This is a genomic window from Sphingomonas sp. MS122, from assembly GCF_049532975.1.
Taxonomy (GTDB): Bacteria; Pseudomonadota; Alphaproteobacteria; order Sphingomonadales; family Sphingomonadaceae; genus Sphingomonas.
This window is the reverse complement of record NZ_CP186695.1, coordinates 19,986-40,158: the sequence shown is the minus strand read 5'-3', so window position 1 is coordinate 40,158 and position 20,173 is coordinate 19,986. Positions and strand designations below refer to the sequence as shown.

The following is a 20,173-nucleotide window of genomic DNA, read 5'->3' as shown; positions in this document are numbered from 1 at the left end:
CGTCCCTAACCGGAGGGGATGATTCCCGCGCCCCTTCGCTTGCGCCTCGACGGCGACGCCCTGGTCTCCAACTGGCGGTTCCTCGCCGCGACGAGCGGGCCGGCGGCGTGCGGCGCCGCGGTCAAGGCGGACGGCTATGGGCTGGGCGCGCAGCAGGTGGTGCGGCGGCTGGCGGGGGCGGGGTGCCGCGACTTCTTCGTCGCCACCTGGCGCGAGGCGCTGGCGCTTGCCGATCTCGGCGTGGCGGTGTCGGTGCTGCACGGCGTGCGCGAGGAGGATCTGCCGGCCGCGCTGGCGGCGGGATCGGCGCGGCCGGTGCTCAACACGGTGCAGCAGGTGCGGCGCTGGCGCGAAGCCGGCGGCGGGGCGTGCGACGTGATGGTCGACACGGGGATGAACCGCCTCGGCATCCGGCCCGAGGATGTCGCGGCCGGCCTGCTCGACGGGCTAACGGTCGAGACGCTGATGAGCCATCTCGCCTGCGCCGACGAGGACGTGCCGCTCAACGCGCTGCAGCGCGAGCGCTTCGCGGCGCTCGCCGGGCGGACCGCGGCGAAGCGGATGAGCCTTGCGAATTCGGCGGGGATCGCGCTGGGCGCCGACTATGCCTTCGACCTCACCCGGCCGGGCATCGCGCTCTATGGCGGGGTGCAGGCGGCGGCGTTCGCGGCGCAGATCCGCCAGGTGGTGTTCCCGCAGGCGCAGCTGCTCCAGCGGCGGCTGGTCCCGGCGGGGCAGAGCGTCGGCTACAACGCGACCTGGACAGCACCGGCGGATACCGAGGTGGGGATCGTCAACCTCGGCTATGCCGACGGCTATCTGCGCTGCTTCTCGGGCAAGGGGCTGGCATGGGCGGGGGATATCGAGCTGCCCGTGATCGGGCGCGTGTCGATGGACCTGACCGCGCTCGACATGAGCGGTGCGCCGCACCTGGCCGAGGGCGACTGGGTGACGATCGACTACAGCCTGCCGCAGACCGCGGCGCGTTCGGGCCTGTCGCAATATGAGCTGATCACCGGGCTCGGCGCGCGGTTCGACCGGTTGTGGGAATAGAGCGGCGAACGGTTCAGCGTTGCGAAAGGGGCAATCGGGCACCATCTTCTTCACACTAGTTTGAAGGAGAAGTGAGATGCGCGCATTGCTGACTGCCGCCTCGCTCGCGCTGCTGGCGCTTCCCGGTGCCGCGATGGCCGAGGAAAAGGCATATCCCAAGGGGGAAGCCGAGCTGGCCAAGATGCTCGAGGGCCGCGTGGCCGGCAAGCCGGTCAAGTGCCTGCCGACGCACGCGATGGACAACAGCACGATCATCGACAAGACCGCGATCGTCTATCGCAGCGGCTCGAAGCTCTACGTCAACCGCCCGCGTTCGGGCGCCGACCAGCTCGACGACGACGATATCCTGCTGACCAAGATCTATGGCAGCCAGCTGTGCAACGTCGACAAGGTCGACCTGATCGACCGCAGCTCGCGCATGTGGAGCGGCTTTGCGGTGCTCGGCGATTTCGTGCCCTATACGCGAGTGAAGACCGGGGCGCGGTGACGGCGGCTGGCTTGTCCAGCTGAGCGAGAAACGTTCCTGAACGTGGAATAGAAACGGGGCCGGAAGTTTCCTTCCGGCCCCGAATTCGTTCGATCTGTTGCGACGGATCAGAACTTCGCGGTCGCGCCGATATAGAAGAAGCGGCCGCGGTTGTCGTAGATGCCCGAGCCGGCACCGACGCCGGTCAAGCCGTAAGGCGGAACCGTATCGCCGATGTTGTTGACGCCGAGGTTGAACTCGAACTGCTCGTTGACGTCATAGCCCAGCCGGATGTCGTGATACGTCACCACCGGGTACATCTTGATATCGGCATAGTCGGTGTTCTGAGCCGGCTGGCCGTTGACGGCATTATAGTCTTCCCAGGTGTTGAGATACTGCTTGCCCAGCCAACGCATGGAATAGCCGACGCGCACCTTGCCGAACTTGCCGTCCGCGCTGATGTTGAACGCATCCTGCGGATCGCCCAGTTCGCCGGTGAAGACGTTCTTGAAGTTCGGGCGAGTCGGATCCTGGAACGCGTCGTTCTGGATGACGTGCGTGTACACGCCCTTCAGAGCGATTTCGCCCCACGAGAAGCGGTGGTTGTAGGCAGCGTTGATGTCGATGCCGCGAACCTTGAACTTCGCGTAGTTTGCCGGCGCCGCGAGCAGCGAGCCTTCCAGGATGCGGAACTCCTGCTCACCACGCGGGCCGCCGCCCGAGCCGGCACGCTGGAACAGCGGGCAGAACGGGTTGTCGAGCGTCGGCGAGTCGTAGCACTGGTTGATGACCGTCTGCGCAGCGACCGTCGAGATGACGTCGTTCACCTGGATGTCGTAATAGTCGGCCGAGATCGACAGACCCGGCACGAAGCGGGGCTGCAGGACCGCGCCGACCGTGTACGAGTCGGACTTTTCAGGCTTTAGGTCCGGGTTGCCGCCGTTACGATATTCGAGCGACGAGGTGTAGGCGAAGTCATAGGTGCCCGCAGCGGCGCTGGTGCCGCCCGGACGACCGGCCGCCGCGCAGTTCGCCGCACGCGTCGCAGAGCCCGCGCCGATGTTTCGCGCCGAGCACGGATCGGTCGCGTTGCCCAGGAAGTTCTGGGCCTGCGGCGTGTAGAGCGAACCGATATACGGCGCGCGGACCGAACGCGCATAGGCGCCGCGGATCGCCAGATCCGGGATCGGCTTCCACACGACGTCGCCGCCATAGGTGTAGGTCAGATCGTCGTTGCCCTTGTACTTCGAAATCCGGCCCGACCCATGGATGGTCAGTTCGTTGATCAGGAAGATGTCCTTGAGCAGCGGCAGCGAAAGCTCGCCGAACGCTTCGGTCACTTCGAACGCCGGTGCGTCGAATTCGGGCAGCGCGTTGTAGAAGGCGTAGCCCGCCGACGTCAGGTCATCGAGATCATAGGCCAGCGTTTCGCGGCGATACTCGCCGCCGATGGCGAACGCGATCGGACCACCCGGCAGATCGAACAGCTTGCTGAGCGTGCCGCCGACGAACGCCGAAGCGACGAACTGGGTCGTCTTGCCCTCGGCGCGCGTGTCCATCAGCAGATAGTCTTTCGCGGCCTGCGACACCGAGCCTTCGCCGAACGGGTTCAGCGGGACGCAGGCGGCCACGTCGGCGGCGAGCTGCGTCGGGTTGCCGGCGCGGTCGAGGCCGGCATAGGCAGGCGTCACCTGCGAGCGGCAGACGATCTGGCCCGCGCCATTGGTGGTCGAATCGATCGCCAGCAGCAGGCGCTGACGGTTGACGTTGCCCGTGATGACGTTGGTCTCGTGGTGCTCGCCATAGTTGACGTTCACTTCGTAATTGAAGTCGTCGAAGAAATCGCCGCGGATACCCGCCACGATCCGGTAGGTGTCGCGCTTGATCTGCTCGTCGCGTGCGCCGAGGTCGAGCCAGTTGCGGCGCAGCGAGAAGCGGTAGGTGCCCGCCGTGACCTGCGCCAGCGACGCCGCCTGGTTGGCGAGGCCCGCCGCCGTCGTGCCGAACGCAACGCCGGTGTTGGGGTTCACGCCCGAGTTGATCGCCGCCGTCAGCTGCTGCGTGATGATCGCACGAGCCTGCGCCGTCAGATACGGGTTGTCGAGGCGGATGCCCTCACGGTTCACCGCGCCGGTCGTGCTGCCGTAGGAGCGATCGAAGAAACCGGCGATCGCCGTGTTGTCACCCAGCGTCTGGCCCTGCGAGAAGAACGGACCGCTCTGCGAGCCGAACGCTTCGGTACGGACATACTTCGCTTCGACGAACGGCACGAACGCCGGCGAAACCTCGAAGTGACCGATCAGGTTGACGACATAGCGCTTGAGATCCGGCGACAGCGCGACCAGCTCGCCTTCGCGGCTGGTCGTGCCGTTGCCGCCGACGAAGTTGCCGTTCGGGCCGAGACCGACGCGCAGGCCATTCTGCTGGACGAGCGAGCCGCCCGGCTGGAACAGATAGGCGCAGGTGAAGGAGGATCCCACCGCATCGACGCCGCACGGCGCCGTCGGCGTGTTGGCGTAGCGGAAGCCGAGCTGGCCGCCGAGCGAGATCGTGGTGCTGCGCAGGTCGCGATAGAAGACGCGATCGAACACATTGTCCGCCGACGGCGACCCGTCGGTATCGACGACCACAAAGGCGTCGTTCTGGCGCAGGTTCCAGCGGCCGGAGGCGTAATAGTCCTGCTGGTGGGCGAATTCGGCGCTAATCGCGACGTTGCCCCGGCCCTCGGCGAAGTTGGTGCCCGCGGTCACCGAGAAATACTGGTTGCCCGCGTCGCCATATTTGCTGATGCCGGTCCGGCCGGTGACCTTGACCCCTTCGAAATCGGTCTTCAGCACGAAGTTGACGACGCCGGCGACGGCGTCGGAGCCGTAGACCGCCGAGGCACCACCGGTCAGGATGTCGATGCTCTGAACCAGGTCGGTCGGGATCGTGTTGATGTCGATCGACGAGCCCTGGTTCGAGAACACGCCGTTGATGATGTCGGCCGAAACCTGACGGCGGCCGTTGATCAGGGTCAGCGTGCGCGAACGCCCGAGGCCGCGCAGGTCGAGGAAGTTCAAGCCGCGCGTGCCGAGACCGCTGGTCGAGTTCTGCGAACCTAGGGTCGAGCGAAGCTGCGGCAGGTCATTGAGGACGTCGCCCACCGAAACGCGACCGCTGTCGAAGATTTCCTGAGCCGTAACCGTCGTGATCGGTGCAGCCGATTCGTCGTTGGGGCGGCGGATGCGCGACCCGGTAACGACGACGGTCTCTTCCGAGTCCTCGGTCGCCGCAGCTGCTTCGTCCTGGGCATATGCGATCTGCGGAAAGGCGAAAGCCGCGCTGGCAAGCGCGGTCGCCGTCAGAAGGCGGCTGATGTTCATTTGAATCCCCTATGCTCCCGGCTGAATGCCGGTCCGTTTCATAGGAAACCGTCTTGTTCATCCTGTGGCAAGGAAAGCTTGCCCGCGAGCCTGCATTTATGACGGCGGTGTGGCGTGAATGTCACATTTGTGCAATGCAACATAGGGCAGAGTGTAACGAAAAAATCACAGCGGAAGCTGCGGCATTTCGATTGTTGCGCACGCGAAGATGCGCGCCTGAACTCAGGCGCGCTCGACGCACATCGCGATACCCATGCCGCCGCCGATGCACAGCGTCGCCAGCCCCTTCTTCGCATCGCGGCGCTGCATTTCGTACAGCAGAGTCGTGAGCACGCGCGCGCCGCTGGCGCCGATCGGGTGGCCGATGGCGATCGCGCCGCCGTTGACGTTGACCTTGTCGGGATCGAAGCCGAGCTCCTTGCCGACCGACAGCGCCTGCGCGGCGAACGCCTCGTTGGCCTCGATCAGGTCGAGATCGGCGACGGTCCAGCCGGCCTTCGCCAGCGCCTTCTTCGACGCGGGGACCGGGCCGATGCCCATGATCGAGGGATCGACCCCGGCGGTCGCCCAGCTCCGAATCGTGGCGAGCACCGGCGCGCCGCGCTTCTCGGCCTCCTCGCGGCTCATCACCACCAATGCCGCGGCGCCGTCGTTGAGGCCCGAGGCGTTGCCCGCGGTGACCGTGCCGTCCTTCTTGAAGGCGGGACGCAGGCCGGCGACGCTGTCGAGCGTGGCGCCGGCGCGGATATATTCGTCCTGCTCGACCACGGTGTCGCCCTTGCGGCCCTTGATCGTGACCGGCGCGATCTCGTCCTTGAAGCGGCCCTCCGAGCGCGCGGCCTCGGCGAGATTCTGCGAGCGCACGGCGAACTCGTCCTGCTCGCGGCGGGTCACCTGGTACTGCTCGGCGAGATTCTCGGCGGTGATGCCCATGTGATAGCCGTTGAACACGTCGGTCAGGCCATCCTTGATCATCGTGTCGATCAGCCCGACGTCACCCATCTTGGCGCCGGCGCGAAGCGACTGCGCATGCGCCGCCAGCGACATCGATTCCTGCCCGCCGGCGACGACGATCGTGGCGTCGCCGGTCTGCACCGCCTGCGCCGCGAGCGCGACCGCGCGCAGGCCCGAGCCGCACACCTGGTTGAGGCCCCAGGCGGGGACTTCCTTGGGCACGCCCGCCGCCATCGACGCCTGGCGCGCCGGGTTCTGGCCCTGCGCGGCGGTGAGCACCTGGCCGAGAATCACCTCCGACACTTCCTCGCCCTTGACCCCGGCCTGCTCCAACGCCGCTTCGATCGCGATCCGGCCGAGCTCGTGCGCGGGGGTCGCGGCGAAGGCGCCGAGGAAGCTGCCGACGGGGGTGCGCTTGGCGGCGGTGATCACGACTTCGGTCATGGGTGCGGGACTCCGGTTGTTTGCCCGCTATCTAGTGAGCGGCAGCGCGGTTAGCCAGTCGGCAAGCGGTTGCCACAGAGACCTTTTGGCCGACGAGCCGACGACCATCCCGACATGGCCGAGCCGCAGCTCGCGGCGGTCGGGCAGGCCGGCGGCGCTCGCGGCGGGGACGATGCGGTCGGTGAGCGAGACGAACTCGACGGCGGGGCAGGGAAGCGAGCCGGGATCGGCGGTCGCGCCCGCCACGCGCCACGTGCCGCGGCCGGGGAGGTCGGCGGTGAACAGGTCGTCGAAGATCTGGCGGCCGGCGGCATAGGTCAGCGGCGCGCCGGCATTGGCCCAATCCTCCATCGCGACGAAGGACCTGGCCTCGGCGCTCGCCGGGTCGAGCCGGCCGAAGCGCTCGTACTTGGCGACGGTGCGCGCGGGGTCGAGCTGCCAGAAGCCGGCCTGGAGCACCTCCATCGGGACGAGACCGAGCTGGTCGCACGTTTCGTGCGCGGCCTGCCACAGCGAATCGATCCGCTCGAGCGCCGGTGCGCCGAAGCCCGAGAAGCGCCATGGCGCGGCGATCAGCGCGAGGCCGCGTACCGGCACCACGGCGGCCGCGGCCAGCGCCATCGTCCCGCCCAGGCAATAGCCGGCGAGCGCCACGGGCTCGCCGATGCTGCGGAGCAGCGGAACCAGCATGTCCTCGACATGCTGCGCGACATCCTGCGCGCGGTCCCGCGGCGTGGGCGTGCCCCAGTCGACCAGCAGTGGCCGCACGCCCCGGCGCGACAGCCAGCGCAGCAGCGAGCGGCGATAGGGCATGTCGAGGATCAGCGGCGGGTTGATCAGCGAGGGGACGAAGACGACCGGCATGCCGCCGCCGCCATAGTCGCGCAGCACCGCGCGGCCGGCGCGCGCCACCGCCGGCATCGGCCGGCGCGGGCGGGGCCGGCGCGCCGCCTGATAGGCGGCGAGCCCGGCGAGCGCGGCGGCGCGGCGTTCGGGCGATGCTGCGGTCTCGCTGCGCAAAAGCTCCAGAAACAGCGGGAGCGGACGTGGTCCGTGTTGCGGTGCGTCATCAAAGGGTGTTAGGGACATATCAAACACCCGCGGGGGTCACGATGAAGAAGACGGCGAATACGGACGGCCCGGTCATCATCAAGAAATACGCGAACCGGCGTCTCTACAACACCGAAACCTCGTCCTACATCACGCTCGACCATCTCGCCGCGATGACGCGCGAAGGGCGCGACTTCAAGGTCGTCGATGCCAAGACCGAGGAGGACATCACCCACAATGTCCTCACCCAGATCATCATGGAAGAGGAAGCGCGCGGCCAGACGCTGCTGCCGGTCAACTTCCTGCGCCAGCTGATCGCGCTCTACGGCGATTCGATGCAGGCCGTGGTGCCGGGCTATCTCGAAGCGTCGATGGAGAGCTTCCGCCGCAACCAGGCGCAGTTCAAGTCGGCGGTCGAGGGCGCCTTCGCCAACTCGCCCTTCGCCGAGATCGCCAAGCGCAACATGGCGATGTTCGAGGCCGCGGCCGAGGCGTTCAAGCCCGGCGCGCCGGGGGGCGCCGGCACTGCCCCCGCGCCCGAGACGAGCAAGGACGACGAGATCGCCGCGCTGAAGGCGCAGCTCGCCTCGCTGCAGGACAAGATCGACAAGCTCGGCTGACCTTCATAGTCTCCCCGGAAACGAACCGGGGAGACATATGAAGACCTTGGCTGCCTTCACCGCGGCGATGCTGCTCGCGGGGACCGCCCATGCGCAAAATGCGCCGGTGGATCGCTACATCCACGCCGGCAGGCTGCTCGACCGGCCGGGCCAGGCGCCGCGCGGGGCGAGCACCATCGCGATCAAGGGCGACCGGATCGTCGGAGTCTATGAGGGGCATGTGACGCCGCTCGGCGAGGCGCCGGTGATCGACCTGCGCGACCGGACGGTGCTGCCGGGGCTGATCGACAGCCATGTCCATCTGAGCTCGGATCGTGCGGGGCAGGAGGGGCTGCTCGCCGAGCTGACCGAGAGCGACCAGTTGGGCGCGTACGAGACGCTGTGGAATGCGCGCAAGACGCTGATGGCGGGGTTCACCACGGTGCGCAATCTCGGCGACGAAGGCGCGACGCTGGCGCTGCGCGAGGCGATCGCGCGCGGCTGGGCCGACGGGCCGCGGATCGTCGATGCCGGGCGATCGATCTCGACCACCTCCGGGCACATGGACGCGCGGCTCGGGCTCGACGAGCATCTTCATGCGAGCGTCGGCACCGAGAATCTGTGCGACGGGCCCGAGGCATGCCGCAAGGCGGTGCGCCGCCAGATCGGGCGCGGTGCCGACGTGATCAAGATCGCTACAACGGGCGGGGTCAACAGCCGGATCGGCGCCGGGCTCGGCAAGCAGATGTTCGACGACGAGGCCAAGGCGATCGTCGAGACCGCGCACCTCTATGGCAAGAAGGTCGCGGTACACGCCCACGGCGCGGACGGCATCGCGGTGGCGCTGCGCGCGGGCGCGGACTCGATCGAGCACGGCACGCTGATGGACGCGGAGAGCATCGCGCTGTTCAGGAAGACCGGCGCCTATTACGTGCCGACGCTGTCGACGGTGAACGGCTATCTCGAGCGGATCGCCAAGGATCCCGACGCCTATCCGCCGGCGGTGCGCGCCAAGATCGACTGGCGCATCTCGATCACCGGCAAGGCGCTGGAGAAGGCGGTACCGGCAGGGGTCAGGATCGCCTTCGGCACCGATGCCGGCGTGTCCAAGCACGGCCGCAACGCCGACGAGTTCGAGCTGATGGTCAAGCACGGCATGACGTCGATGCAGGCGATCCAGGCCGCGACGGTCAACGCCGCCGACCTGCTCGGCCTGGCCAAGGAAGTCGGCAGCATCGAGCCGGGCAAGAGCGCCGACATCATCGCGGTCAGCGGCGACCCGCTGGCCGATGTGAAGCTGCTGAAGTCGGTCGGCTTCGTGATGCGCGCCGGGGTGGTGCACAAGGGGCCGTGAACGAAACCGTCACCCCGGCCTTGCTCCGGGGTGACGGCTTGGCGTCGTTACTTCGCGGGCTTGCGGAACTTGAGCGTCATGCGGTCGCTCTCGCCGATCGCTTCGTACTTGGCGCGGTCGACGTCCTTGAGCGAATAGCTCGGCGGCAGCGTCCACACGCCCTGGGGCCAGTCGGCGGTGTCCTTGGGATTGGCATTGACCTCGCTCGCCGCGACGAACTCGAAGCCGGCATCGGCGGCGAGCTTCTTGATCGTCGAGGTCTTGATGTAACCGCTGGTCCGCTCGCGCTCGGCGTCGGCGTTCTCGGGCAGGCGATGGTCGACGATGCCGAGCGTGCCGCCGGGCTTGAGCATCGCGAAGATCTGCTTGAACGCCTCGGCCGAATAGTCCTGCTTGTCGTCGCGCTGATAGCCCATCCGCCAGTTGTGGACGTTGCGGAAGGTGAGCACGACGTCGACGCTGTTGTCGCGGATCCTGGGCGCGTCGTCGCCCCAGTGCGGGAAGGCGGCGAAGACGATCTCGCCATAGGTCTGGAAGTCCTTCTGGCGGAAATCCTGGATCCGCTTGATCCCGTTGGGCCAGGGCGCGGCGGCATAGAGCGTGCCGCGGCCCTTGCGCAGATAGGGGGCGAGGATCTCGGTGTACCAGCCGCCGCCGGGCCACAGCTCGACCACCGTGTCGGTGGGCTTCACCCCGAAAAAGGCCAGGGTTTCGGCGGGGTGACGATATTTGTCGCGCGCGAGATTGGCCGGCGTGCGGGTGGGCGCGGCGACCGCGTCCTTCAATTCCTGGCTGGCGCTTCCCATCTGGGGCGCGCCGATCGCGGCGGTTCCCAAAAGGGCAGAGGCGGTGACGGCGACGAAGGTCAGGGCGTGACGCATAAGGGCTCCTCTCTGATGCGGAGCGATTGGTAAGCGGAGCGTGCGGCGATGCAAGGGACGTTATCGGGGCCGTTGTGGATTGGCGTGGGCGCTTTCGTGGCGGTGGCGGCGGGCAGCGGTTTCGCCGACTGGCGCCGTATGCGGCGTAGCGATCCCGACCGCGTCGGCTGGATGCCGTGGACATTGGTCCAGGTGATGGCGCTGCTCGGCGCGGTGCTGACCGCGGCGCTCGCGATCAGGGGCTAGTAAAAGCGCGCGAGCGTCAGGCTGCGCTCGGGGCCGTCGCAAAGCCGCAACCGCACCGTCCGGCCCGGCGCACCGGTGGACCAGCTCGCGAGCGGGCTCGTCGCATAGGCGGCGGGAATCGGCGCGCCGTCCACCGCGCAGATCTCCATTCCGGCCTGCCACTCGGCTGCCGCGGGGCTTCCGCGCATCACATGCAACACGCGCAGGCGATCGCCGCGCTGGCTCACCATCAGCCCGCTGGTCGAGCGCGTCACCGGCCAGTCGCCGCGCGCGGCCGGGGCGAGGATCATCCGGCCCGCGCCGGGATCGAGCAGCACGCGATGCCGCCGCAGCAGCCCGCCGCCGACGCGCCCGGCGGCGCCCTTGCGCGCGGAGAAGCCGGTGTCGGGCTCGATCCGCAGCTCTACCTCGCTGGCGGGCAGCGATTCGATGCGCAGCGCGGGCAGGATCGTGACCTCGCTCTCCACCTCGCCGCCCAGGCCATAGGCGATCGCGGTCGTCACCGGCCCGCTCGCGGCCCCGGTCCCGCGCCACGCGGCGCTGGTGAGGGTGACCATGCTGCCGTCGCCGGTGTCGACGATCACCGGTCGATACCGGCGGCCGCCAATGTCGAGCTCGCTCAGATACAGGCCGGTCGGCCCGGCGAGCCGCAGCGGTGCGGTAACCCCGCGGAAGGGCATGCGTCCGGACGAAAGCAACCGGAAGCGCTGCGCGTCATAGTCGATCTCGAGCGCATAGGCGGCGAGCAGGTCGGCGCCGACGAACAGGTCGACCGGCGCGGCGCCGGTGACGCGCGGATCGGCGTCGATGATCGCGATCCGCCCGCCGGTGCGCACCAGCCCGCCGACCTCGACTCGATCGACCGCGCCCCAGCTCAGCGGCACGCTGCCGCCGATCGCATCGGCGCGGCCGGCGACGAGCGGCTTCAAGCCGGCGGCGCGCGCGAAGCGAGCCGAGACCGCGGTGTCGGTGACGCCGGTGTCGAGGATCGCGTCGACCCAGCGGCCGTTGAGCAGGGTGCGGAAGCGGATCTGGTTGCCCGTGAGCTCGAATGGCACCCAGCGCGCTTCGGTGTCGGCCGCAAGATGGGACGCCGCCGGCGCGGCCTGCACGTCGGGGGCCGGCGCGAGCAGCGCGAGCAGGGCAGAGAAAAGGATCATCGCGGCGCGGACACCCATCCGCCACAGGCTATCGGCGGCGCGGCGAAGCGCCACCGGTTGCGGGCGTGGTTAATGTCCCATTTGCAAACGCCGCGGGAGGCGCGAGCGATCAGAGGCACGCCTCGGACACCCTGCCTAGAGGCAGGCTTCAAGAAGCGCCTGGTCGAAGCCGAACGAACGGGCCTTTTCGAGCGTGTAGGGGCGCAGGCCCATCGAGCGGTACTCGCCGACGATCTTGCCGTCCGAGGTCTCGTCCAGATATTCGAACTTGAACAGCTCCTGCGTCACGATCACCGGGCCTTCCATGCCGATCACCTCGGTAATGTTGGTGACGCGGCGGCTGCCGTCGCGCAGGCGCTTGACCTGGACGATGAGGTCCACCGAGTCGGCGATCTGGCGGCTGATCGCCTCCTTCGGGATCTTGATGTCGCCCATCATCACCATGTTCTCCATACGGCCGAGGCATTCGCGCGGGCTGTTGGAGTGGAGCGTGCACATCGAGCCGTCATGGCCGGTGTTCATCGCGGACAGCAGGTCGAAACACTCGCTGCCGCGAATTTCGCCGAGGATGATGCGGTCGGGACGCATGCGCAGCGCGTTCTTGACGAGGTCGCGGATGGTGATTTCGCCCTGACCTTCGAGGTTGGGCGGGCGGGTTTCGAGCGGGAGCCAGTGCGGCTGCTGAAGCCTGAGCTCGGCCGCGTCCTCGATCGTCAGCACGCGCTCGCCCGGGTCGATCATCTTCGACAGCGCGTTGAGCATCGTCGTCTTACCCGAGCCGGTGCCGCCCGAGATGACGATGTTGAAGCGGCTGGCGCCCGCGATCTTGAGGCAGGTGGCCATCTTCTGCGACATCGAGCCGAAGCCCGCCATCATGTCGAGCGTGATCGGCTTGTCGGAGAATTTACGGATCGAGATGGCGGTGCCGCGCAGCGACAGCGGCGGCACGATCACGTTGACGCGGGAACCGTCCTTGAGGCGGGCGTCGGCGAGCGGCGTGGTCTGGTCGACGCGGCGGCCGACCGAGTTGCAGATGCGCTGCGCGATCTGGAACAGGTGATCCTCGTCGCGGAACTGGATGTTGGCGAGCTCGAGCTTGCCCTTGCGCTCGACGAAGGTCTGGTCGGGGCCGTTGACCATGATGTCGCTGATCGCGCTGTCGGCGAGCAGCTCCTCGAGCGGGCCGAGGCCGAGCAGCTCGTCGACCAGCACCTTTTCGAGTGCGAACTGCTCGCGGCGGTTGAGCGTCAGCTTGAGCTCGGCGAGCACCTCGCCGATGATCGGGCGGAATTCCTCGGCGAGCTCGTCCTTGTTGAGCGTCGCCGCCGCCTCGGGATCGACTCGTTCGAGCAGGCGGGGAAGGACCTGCTCCTTGATGCGATGGATCGAGGCCTCGAAGCCCTCGTTGCGTGACGAGCTCGGCTCGCCGGTCGCGGCCTGGCGGTCCGCCAGACGCTGCATCGCTTCCGAGGTCGACTGGCTGCCGGTGGAATTCTCCGGCGCCTCCGCCTCGCGCTGGCTGGCGCCGGGAAGCGGGACGTCGTGGAGTGGCGGGAACTGCTCGCCGCCGAGGGGCTCGGGCTGACGCGCGGGCGCGCCGCCCTGCATCGGCCGCGCGACGCCGAAGGCCGGCCGGGCCGGTGTTGCCCCTGGTCCGCTGCGACGTCCGAATGCGCTCACGCTTGTTCCCCGATTACTCCAACAACGGGGGGATAGCGGGCAAGATTTGACAAGTTCCTAACCATCGCGCCGAAGCCGCCGAGTCAGATGAACGGCCCTTTAGCGTGTTTGCGCGCGCGAGCCGGGGGCAGGCCGCCCAGTGACTTGAATTCGCGGGTCATGTGCGCCTGGTCGGCATAGCCCGATGCGGCGGCGGTCTCCGCCAGCAGCGCGCCGGCGTGCTGGACTCCGGCGACCGCCGTGCGGAAACGCAACAGGCGCAGGTAGCTGCGCGGGGCCATGCCGGTCTCGCGCGCGCAGATGCGCTGCAGCTGGCGCTCGGACAGGCCCGTGAACCGAGCCAGGCCGGTCACGGATGTCGCATGGCGGATCGCGGCCAGCGGCGGCGGGGCGGCTTCCCGGAATGCCGCGCCGAGGCGGGGCATCGGATCACCGTCTCCGGCAAGCAGCGTTGCGAGGGGCGAATCGCCGCGCACGAGCCGCCAATCATCGGCGAACTCGCTACAACGCTCGCCGCCGAGCGCGTGCCAGGCCCATGGCCAGAGGCGGATGCCGGTGAAGCGGGCATCGCCGCTGAACCGCAGCACCGCCGGGCGCAGCGCGAGGCCGGTGACGAACAGCTCGGGCTGCTCGCGCCGCCAGACCGATCGGCCCGAATGGCGGCGGATCAGCTCGATGCAGCCGTCCGGCACAGCCTGGTGATCGACCCAATCGGAAGCGCCGACGTCGAGCGTCCACACGGCCTCCACCAGGCCATCGAGTTCCGGAGGCGGAGGGGTCTCGGCATAGTGCACGCGGGCAGTTTGGCATGTCGCATCGGTTCAAGCCAGCGGGCGCAGGGGCGGCTATATCCGCAGGCAGCAGGGAGGACGACAATATGATCCGGACGATACTGGCCGCAGTGGCGATCGTGCTGCCCGTGGCGGCGGGTGGAACTTCATCGGGCGGCGGGCTGCCCGAGTGGCTGGCGGGACGCTGGTGCACCGCCGAGAGCCCGCGCGGGCAGACCTGCGAGCAGTGGCTGCCGGCGGCCGGCGGGATGATGCTCGGCGTCTCGCAGACGGTGCGGGGCGGGAAGACGTCGGAATTCGAGTTCCTGCGGATCGCGATGGACGGCGACGCCGCGGTCTATCTCGCGCAGCCGGGCGGCAAGCCGGCGGTGGCGTTCCGCGCGGTGGCGGGCGGGGAGGGCGTGACCTTCGTCAATGCCGCGCACGATTATCCGCAGCGCATCCACTATCGGGCGAAGGGCGACGAACTCACCGCCGAGATTTCGCTGGCGGACGGGAGCAAGCCGATGCGCTTCGCCTATCGCCGCGTGCGCTGAGCCGGGGAAAACAAAAAGGCCGCGGGAGGTCCCGCGGCCTTTGTACGTTCGCGTTCGGCGGATGGCGACGGATCAGCCGGCCTTTTCGGCCAGGACCGTGAGACCCTTCTCGTTCACTTCGGCGAAGCCGCCTTCGACGCGGACGATCTCGGGCGCGTTGCCGCCCGTAGTCTTGTAGATTTCGATGTTGCCGTCGCGGATGGTCGACATCAGCGGGGCGTGGCCCTCGAGCACGCCGAAGTCGCCCTCGGTGCCGGGAACGACGACCATATGGACTTCCTCGGAGCGGACGAGCTTCTCGGGGGTGACGAGTTCGAAGTGCAGCGGCATTTCCATGTCTCTCCCCCCTCCCTTGAAAGGGAGGGGCTAGTGTTCGTTACGCCTCGGCGGCCAGCTTCTTGGCCTTCTCGACCGCCTGGTCGATGCCGCCGACCATGTAGAAGGCGGCTTCGGGCAGGTGGTCATATTCGCCCTCGACCACCGCCTTGAACGACTTGATCGTGTCCTCGATCTGCACGAACGCGCCGGGGATGCCGGTGAAGACCTCGGCGACGTGGAACGGCTGGCTGAGGAAGCGCTGGATCTTGCGGGCGCGCGCGACGGTCAGCTTGTCCTCTTCCGACAGCTCGTCCATGCCGAGGATGGCGATGATGTCCTGCAGCGACTTGTACTTCTGCAGGATCGACTGGACGGCGCGGGCGGTCTCGTAATGCTCCTGGCCGACGATGCGCGGCTCGAGCACGCGGCTGGTCGAGTCGAGCGGGTCCACCGCCGGGTAGATGCCGAGCTCCGAGATCGCGCGGTTGAGCACGGTCGTCGCGTCCAAGTGGGCGAACGAGGTCGCCGGCGCCGGGTCGGTCAAGTCGTCCGCGGGCACGTACACGGCCTGCACCGAGGTGATCGAGCCCTTGTTGGTCGAGGTGATGCGCTCCTGCAGCGCGCCCATGTCGGTCGACAGGGTCGGCTGATAGCCCACGGCCGAGGGGATGCGGCCGAGCAGTGCCGACACCTCGGCGCCCGCCTGGGTGAAGCGGAAGATGTTGTCGACGAAGAAGAGCACGTCCTGGCCCTCGACGTCGCGGAAATACTCGGCGATGGTCAGGCCCGAGAGCGCGACGCGCGCGCGCGCGCCCGGCGGCTCGTTCATTTGGCCATAGACCAGGGCCACCTTCGAGCCCTCGCTGATCGCGTTGCCGTCGGCGTCCTTGGCGATGACGCCCGCGTCGAGGAACTCGTGATAGAGGTCGTTGCCCTCACGGGTGCGCTCGCCGACGCCCGCGAACACCGAGGTGCCGCCATGGCCCTTGGCGATGTTGTTGATCAGCTCCTGGATGAGCACGGTCTTGCCCACGCCGGCGCCGCCGAACAGGCCGATCTTGCCGCCCTTCGCGTACGGCGCGAGCAGGTCGATGACCTTGATGCCGGTGACGAGGATCGAGCTCTCGGTCGACTGGTCGACGAACAGCGGAGCCTCGGCGTGAATCGGCGCCTTGAGGTCGGTCGCGACCGGGCCGCGCTCGTCGATCGGCTCGCCGATCACGTTGAGGATGCGGCCGAGCGTCGCCGGGCCGACCGGGACCTGGATCTGGCTGCCGGTGTTGGTCACCGCCTGGCCACGGGTCAGGCCCTCGGTCGAGTCCATCGCGATCGTGCGGACGGTGTTCTCGCCGAGATGCTGGGCGACCTCGAGCACGAGGCGCTGGCCGCTATTCTCGGTCTCGAGCGCGGTGAGGATCGCCGGCAGCGCGCCGTCGAAGCTCACGTCGACGACCGCGCCGATCACCTGCGCGATGCGGCCCTGGCCGGTCGCGGCGACGGGCGCCGTGGTGGTGGCGGCGTCCGCCTTGGGCTTGGTCGCGCGGGGCTTGCGCGCGGGCTTCTCTGCGGTCGGGGCTGCGGTTGCCATCGTCTTTTCCTTGGGTTCAGCTGGCTTGCCCGGTAGCGCCCGGGCGGGTGAAAGTCACGGTAATGCGGCGAGTCTTGTCGCCTTGCGGGATCGGAGCGACCGAAACCGCGGCGGTGGCGCCGTCGAGCGTCTTCTCGAACGGCTGCTCGGCGGCGATCGCCTTGCCGACCGCTTCGGGCTTCTGGGCACGGAACTGCCAGAGCACCTCGTCGATCATCTTGGCGAAGCGGGTCTTGGCGCGCGCGGCGTCGGCGGGATCGGTCACGTCGAGCGTGAAGCGCATCGTGTCGATCTTCGACTGGTCCGGCCCCATCGCGACGAAGCGCGCCTGATTGGGGGTCTTCGCCTGGGTATCGGCGACGAAGATCGGCTCGCCTGCGGCCTGCCAGCGCAAGCCGGACTGCTTGTAGCCGGCGATGCGGAAGCCGAACTGGTTGGCGGCGGCGACCGCGGTCTCCGGCGAATCGAAGGCGCGCTCGATCCCCTTGAGGCCCGCCACCGTCTCGGCGCGCTTGGCCTCCTCGGCCTGCACCTGCTCGCCGGTCTGCCCGCCACAGGCGGCGAGCAGCGCGAGCGCAGGGAAGATGAAGGCGGCGCGGGTCATGCTCAGAGCGCCTCGGCGCCCGAGATGATCTCGACCAGCTCGGTCGTGATCGCGGCCTGGCGGGCGCGGTTGTACTGGATCGACAGGCGCTTGATCAGGTCGCCCGCGTTGCGCGTGGCGTTGTCCATCGCGGTCATCTTGCTGCCCTGCTCGGACGCGGCGTTCTCGCGGATCGCGCGGTAGAGCTGGATCGCGACGTTGCGCGGGAGCAGGTCGGCGAGGATCGCTTCCTCGTCCGGCTCATAGGTCACGGCCGCGCCCGACGAAGCGGTCTCGGCGCCGCCCTGGGGCACCGCCACCGGGATGATCTGCTGCTCGGTCGGCTCCTGGGTCAGCACCGACTTGAAGTTCGAGTAGAACAGGTGCGCGACGTCGAACTCGCCCTTTTCGAAGCGGGCGATCAGGTCGTCGGCATAGGCACGGGCATCGGCGAAACCGAGCTTGCCGAGATCGCCCGGCTCGATCGAATGGTGCATGTCCTTGGGGAACAGGCGGTTCAGCACCGCGCGGCCCTTGCGGCCGATGGTGTAGAACTTGACCGTCTTGCCCTCGGCTGCCAGCTCCTGCGCGCGGCGGCGCGCGAGGCGGGCGATGTTGGTGTTGAACGCGCCGGCGAGACCCTTGTCCGAGGTCGCGACCACGAACAGATGGACCTGGTCCTTGCCGGTGCCGGCGAGGAGCTTGGGCGAGCTCTCGCTCACGCTCACCTTGCTGGCGAGGCTGGCGACGACCGCTTCGAGGCGCTGGGCATAAGGACGCCCGGCCTCGGCCGCTTCCTGCGCGCGGCGCAGCTTGGCGGCGGCGACCATCTTCATCGCCTTGGTGATCTTCTGCGTCGACTTCACCGAGCCGATGCGGACCTTGAGTGCCTTAAGAGAGGCCATCTTCTTCCTATCACGTCATCCCAGCGAACGCTGGGATCTCATGAGGGTTTCCCCTGCCGTACGGGCCCCAGCTTTCGCTGGGGCGACGGCGGATTACGCGAACGTCTTGGCGAACGCTTCCAGCGCGTCCTTGAGCTTGGCGCGGGTGGCGTCGCTCAGGTCCTTGCTGTCGCGGATGTCCTTGAGGATGTCGGCGTGCTTCGAACGCATCTCGGCGAGCATCGCCGCCTCGTAGCGCACCACGTCCTGAGTCGGGATCGAGTCGAGGAAGCCCTGCGTGCCGGCGAAGATCGACACGGTCTGCTCCTCGAACGGCAGCGGCGAGAACTGCGGCTGCTTGAGCAGCTCGGTCAGGCGCGCGCCGCGGTTGAGCAGCTTCTGGGTCGAGGCGTCGAGGTCCGAGCCGAACTGCGCGAACGCCGCCATCTCGCGATACTGGGCGAGCTCGAGCTTGATCGAGCCCGACACCTTCTTCATCGCCTTGGTCTGCGCCGACGAGCCGACGCGCGACACCGATAGGCCGACGTTGATCGCCGGGCGGATGCCCGCGAAGAACAGGTCGGTCTCGAGGAAGATCTGGCCGTCCGTGATCGAGATCACGTTGGTCGGGATATAGGCCGAAACGTCGCCCGCCTGAGTCTCGATGATCGGCAGCGCGGTGAGCGAGCCGTTGCCGTTGGCGTCGTTGAGCTTGGCGGCGCGCTCCAGCAGGCGGCTGTGGAGATAGAAGACGTCGCCCGGATAGGCTTCGCGGCCCGGCGGACGGCGCAGCAGCAGCGACATCTGGCGATAGGCGACGGCCTGCTTCGACAGATCGTCATAGACGATCACGGCGTGCATGCCGTTGTCGCGGAAATACTCGCCCATCGCACAGCCGGTGTACGGCGCGAGGAACTGCAGCGGCGCGGGGTCCGACGCGGTCGCGGCGACCACGATCGAGTATTCCATCGCGCCATTCTCTTCGAGCGTGCGGACGAGCTGCGCGACGGTCGAGCGCTTCTGGCCGACCGCGACATAGACGCAGTAGAGCTTCTTGCCCTCGTCGTCGCCGGCGTTGACGGTCTTCTGGTTGATGAAGGTGTCGATCGCGACGGCCGACTTGCCGGTCTGGCGGTCGCCGATGATCAGCTCGCGCTGGCCGCGGCCGACGGGGACGAGCGCGTCGATCGCCTTGAGGCCGGTCTGCACCGGCTCGTGCACCGACTTGCGCGGGATGATGCCGGGGGCCTTGACCTCGACGCGCGAGCGCTGGTCGCTGACGATCGGGCCCTTGCCGTCGATCGGGTTGCCGAGGCCGTCCACGACGCGGCCGAGCAGGCCCTTGCCGACCGGAACGTCCACGATGGTGCCGGTGCGCTTGACGGTGTCGCCCTCGCGGATCTCGGCGTCCGAGCCGAAGATCACGATGCCGACATTGTCAGCCTCGAGGTTGAGCGCCATGCCCTGCACGCCGTTGGCGAACTCGACCATCTCGCCGGCCTGGACGTTGTCGAGGCCGTGGACGCGCGCGATGCCGTCACCGACGCTCAGCACCTGGCCGGTCTCGCTGACCTCTGCCTCGGTGCCGAAATTGGCGATCTGGTCCTTGATGACCTTCGAGATTTCTGCGGCGCGGATATCCATTGTCTTAGCCTTCAGCCTTTCATCGCGTGCGCGAGGGAATTGAGACGGGTCTTGATCGAGCTGTCGATCATCTGGGAGCCGATCTTCACGACCAGGCCGCCCAGCAGCGAGGGGTCGACCGACAGGTCGACATTGACGTCGCGGCCGACGCGCTGGCGCAGCTGCGCCTTGAGCTCGGTGACCTGCGAGGCCGAAAGGGGATGCGCCGAGACGACTTCGGCAGTGGTCTCGCCGCGATGGCGCGCGGCGAGGGTGCGGAAGTCGCGGACGATGCCGGGCAGCGCGGCGAGGCGCCGGTTCTGCGCGAGCACGCCGAGGAAGTTGGCGGTGAGCGAATCGAGCTTCATCGCCCCGGCCGCTGCCGCGACGCCCCTGGCGGCATCGCCGCGGCCGAGCAGCGGGCTGCTGGTGAGGGCTGCGAAGTCGGGCGAATCGGCCAAGGCCTGCCTCACCGTGGCGAGGCTCGATTCGACCTTGTCGATCGCGCCGTTCTCACGCGCCAGTTCGAACAGGGCGGTCGCATAGCGTCCGCTTAAACTTGCCTGAATACCGCCGGAATTCTCCACGGACGCGTGCT

Annotated in this window: 19 protein-coding genes; 6 read left to right on the top strand and 13 right to left on the bottom strand. The window is 68.1% G+C overall.

Annotation, left to right across the window (positions count from 1 at the left end):
- Positions 1–18 precede the first annotated feature (18 nt).
- Together alr and ACO227_RS00185 are read left to right on the top strand one after the other, a co-directional pair.
- Entirely contained in the window at positions 19–1,053 is a 1,035-nt protein-coding gene (gene alr, locus ACO227_RS00190; protein WP_423604300.1) for an alanine racemase, read from the top strand.
- A gap of 76 nt (positions 1,054–1,129) precedes the next feature.
- Positions 1,130–1,540 carry a hypothetical protein gene (locus tag ACO227_RS00185; protein WP_423604298.1) on the top strand — a complete coding sequence of 137 codons (411 nt, stop codon included), beginning with the start codon at positions 1,130–1,132 and terminating at the stop codon, positions 1,538–1,540.
- A 107-nt stretch (positions 1,541–1,647) separates the two neighbouring features.
- Here the strand turns inward: ACO227_RS00185 and ACO227_RS00180 are convergent, their stop codons facing one another.
- The 3 genes from ACO227_RS00180 to ACO227_RS00170 all read right to left on the bottom strand — a co-directional run bounded on the left by ACO227_RS00180 (position 1,648) and on the right by ACO227_RS00170 (position 7,371).
- A complete protein-coding gene (locus ACO227_RS00180) occupies positions 1,648–4,884 on the bottom strand; it encodes a TonB-dependent receptor domain-containing protein (RefSeq protein ID WP_423604296.1) in 3,237 nt (1,078 codons plus the stop codon).
- A gap of 222 nt (positions 4,885–5,106) precedes the next feature.
- Positions 5,107–6,282, bottom strand: a complete 1,176-nt coding sequence (locus ACO227_RS00175; RefSeq protein ID WP_423604294.1) for an acetyl-CoA C-acetyltransferase — start codon at positions 6,280–6,282, stop codon at positions 5,107–5,109.
- Positions 6,283–6,309: 27 nt separating this feature from the next.
- On the bottom strand, positions 6,310–7,371 hold the full coding sequence (locus tag ACO227_RS00170; RefSeq protein WP_423604293.1) for an alpha/beta hydrolase: 1,062 nt from the start codon (positions 7,369–7,371) through the stop codon (positions 6,310–6,312).
- A 23-nt stretch (positions 7,372–7,394) separates the two neighbouring features.
- Here ACO227_RS00170 and phaR point away from each other — a divergent pair, with 23 nt between their 5' ends.
- Both phaR and ACO227_RS00160 read left to right on the top strand, forming a co-directional pair.
- The gene (gene phaR / locus ACO227_RS00165; RefSeq protein ID WP_423604291.1) at positions 7,395–7,952 is read left to right on the top strand and encodes a polyhydroxyalkanoate synthesis repressor PhaR; all 558 of its coding nucleotides are present in this window, start codon (positions 7,395–7,397) and stop codon (positions 7,950–7,952) included.
- A 37-nt stretch (positions 7,953–7,989) separates the two neighbouring features.
- Positions 7,990–9,285: an amidohydrolase family protein gene (locus tag ACO227_RS00160; RefSeq protein ID WP_423604290.1), complete on the top strand. Its 1,296-nt coding sequence runs from the start codon at positions 7,990–7,992 to the stop codon at positions 9,283–9,285.
- 47 nt (positions 9,286–9,332) lie between these two features.
- Here ACO227_RS00160 and ACO227_RS00155 read toward each other — a convergent pair whose 3' ends face one another.
- The gene (locus ACO227_RS00155; protein ID WP_423604289.1) at positions 9,333–10,166 is read right to left on the bottom strand and encodes a class I SAM-dependent methyltransferase; all 834 of its coding nucleotides are present in this window, start codon (positions 10,164–10,166) and stop codon (positions 9,333–9,335) included.
- Between the two features lie 84 nt (positions 10,167–10,250).
- On the opposite strand from ACO227_RS00155, the gene ACO227_RS00150 reads away from it, so the two are divergent.
- Positions 10,251–10,412, top strand: a complete 162-nt coding sequence (locus ACO227_RS00150; protein WP_423604287.1) for a hypothetical protein — start codon at positions 10,251–10,253, stop codon at positions 10,410–10,412.
- Here the strand turns inward: ACO227_RS00150 and ACO227_RS00145 are convergent.
- The 3 genes from ACO227_RS00145 to ACO227_RS00135 all read right to left on the bottom strand — a co-directional run bounded on the left by ACO227_RS00145 (position 10,409) and on the right by ACO227_RS00135 (position 14,046).
- Positions 10,409–11,626, bottom strand: a complete 1,218-nt coding sequence (locus tag ACO227_RS00145) for an aspartyl protease family protein (RefSeq protein ID WP_423604286.1) — start codon at positions 11,624–11,626, stop codon at positions 10,409–10,411. The genes ACO227_RS00150 and ACO227_RS00145 overlap by 4 nt on opposite strands.
- 81 nt (positions 11,627–11,707) lie before the next feature.
- Entirely contained in the window at positions 11,708–13,252 is a 1,545-nt protein-coding gene (locus ACO227_RS00140; RefSeq protein WP_423604285.1) for a CpaF family protein, read from the bottom strand.
- An 83-nt stretch (positions 13,253–13,335) separates the two neighbouring features.
- On the bottom strand, positions 13,336–14,046 hold the full coding sequence (locus ACO227_RS00135) for a helix-turn-helix domain-containing protein (protein ID WP_423604283.1): 711 nt from the start codon (positions 14,044–14,046) through the stop codon (positions 13,336–13,338).
- 83 nt (positions 14,047–14,129) lie between these two features.
- Here ACO227_RS00135 and ACO227_RS00130 point away from each other — a divergent pair, with 83 nt between their 5' ends.
- Entirely contained in the window at positions 14,130–14,579 is a 450-nt protein-coding gene (locus tag ACO227_RS00130; protein ID WP_423604281.1) for a DUF6265 family protein, read from the top strand.
- A gap of 72 nt (positions 14,580–14,651) precedes the next feature.
- Here the strand turns inward: ACO227_RS00130 and ACO227_RS00125 are convergent, their stop codons facing one another.
- The 6 genes from ACO227_RS00125 to ACO227_RS00100 form a co-directional block, all read right to left on the bottom strand.
- Complete coding sequence (locus ACO227_RS00125; protein WP_423607408.1) at positions 14,652–14,909, bottom strand: ATP synthase F1 subunit epsilon; 258 nt, start codon at positions 14,907–14,909, stop codon at positions 14,652–14,654.
- A 46-nt stretch (positions 14,910–14,955) separates the two neighbouring features.
- Positions 14,956–16,485, bottom strand: coding sequence for a F0F1 ATP synthase subunit beta (gene atpD, locus ACO227_RS00120; protein WP_423604279.1), 1,530 nt, complete (start codon positions 16,483–16,485; stop codon positions 14,956–14,958).
- 16 nt (positions 16,486–16,501) lie between these two features.
- The gene (locus ACO227_RS00115; RefSeq protein ID WP_423604278.1) at positions 16,502–17,089 is read right to left on the bottom strand and encodes a DUF6030 family protein; all 588 of its coding nucleotides are present in this window, start codon (positions 17,087–17,089) and stop codon (positions 16,502–16,504) included.
- 2 nt (positions 17,090–17,091) lie between these two features.
- A complete protein-coding gene (locus ACO227_RS00110; RefSeq protein WP_423604276.1) occupies positions 17,092–17,973 on the bottom strand; it encodes a F0F1 ATP synthase subunit gamma in 882 nt (293 codons plus the stop codon).
- A 93-nt stretch (positions 17,974–18,066) separates the two neighbouring features.
- On the bottom strand, positions 18,067–19,596 hold the full coding sequence (atpA, locus tag ACO227_RS00105) for a F0F1 ATP synthase subunit alpha (protein ID WP_423604274.1): 1,530 nt from the start codon (positions 19,594–19,596) through the stop codon (positions 18,067–18,069).
- Positions 19,597–19,607: 11 nt separating this feature from the next.
- Positions 19,608–20,162 carry a F0F1 ATP synthase subunit delta gene (locus ACO227_RS00100; RefSeq protein WP_423604272.1) on the bottom strand — a complete coding sequence of 185 codons (555 nt, stop codon included), beginning with the start codon at positions 20,160–20,162 and terminating at the stop codon, positions 19,608–19,610.
- Positions 20,163–20,173 lie beyond the last annotated feature (11 nt).

Coding starts and splice junctions, on each gene's coding strand:
- alr (WP_423604300.1), top strand. CDS start 19: ATGATTCCCGCGCCCCTTCGCTTGCGCCTCGACGGCGACGCCCTGGTC.
- ACO227_RS00185 (WP_423604298.1), top strand. CDS start 1,130: ATGCGCGCATTGCTGACTGCCGCCTCGCTCGCGCTGCTGGCGCTTCCC.
- ACO227_RS00180 (WP_423604296.1), bottom strand. CDS start 4,884: ATGAACATCAGCCGCCTTCTGACGGCGACCGCGCTTGCCAGCGCGGCT.
- ACO227_RS00175 (WP_423604294.1), bottom strand. CDS start 6,282: ATGACCGAAGTCGTGATCACCGCCGCCAAGCGCACCCCCGTCGGCAGC.
- ACO227_RS00170 (WP_423604293.1), bottom strand. CDS start 7,371: ATGTCCCTAACACCCTTTGATGACGCACCGCAACACGGACCACGTCCG.
- phaR (WP_423604291.1), top strand. CDS start 7,395: ATGAAGAAGACGGCGAATACGGACGGCCCGGTCATCATCAAGAAATAC.
- ACO227_RS00160 (WP_423604290.1), top strand. CDS start 7,990: ATGAAGACCTTGGCTGCCTTCACCGCGGCGATGCTGCTCGCGGGGACC.
- ACO227_RS00155 (WP_423604289.1), bottom strand. CDS start 10,166: ATGCGTCACGCCCTGACCTTCGTCGCCGTCACCGCCTCTGCCCTTTTG.
- ACO227_RS00130 (WP_423604281.1), top strand. CDS start 14,130: ATGATCCGGACGATACTGGCCGCAGTGGCGATCGTGCTGCCCGTGGCG.
- ACO227_RS00125 (WP_423607408.1), bottom strand. CDS start 14,909: ATGCCGCTGCACTTCGAACTCGTCACCCCCGAGAAGCTCGTCCGCTCC.
- atpD (WP_423604279.1), bottom strand. CDS start 16,485: ATGGCAACCGCAGCCCCGACCGCAGAGAAGCCCGCGCGCAAGCCCCGC.
- ACO227_RS00115 (WP_423604278.1), bottom strand. CDS start 17,089: ATGACCCGCGCCGCCTTCATCTTCCCTGCGCTCGCGCTGCTCGCCGCC.
- ACO227_RS00110 (WP_423604276.1), bottom strand. CDS start 17,973: ATGGCCTCTCTTAAGGCACTCAAGGTCCGCATCGGCTCGGTGAAGTCG.
- atpA (WP_423604274.1), bottom strand. CDS start 19,596: ATGGATATCCGCGCCGCAGAAATCTCGAAGGTCATCAAGGACCAGATC.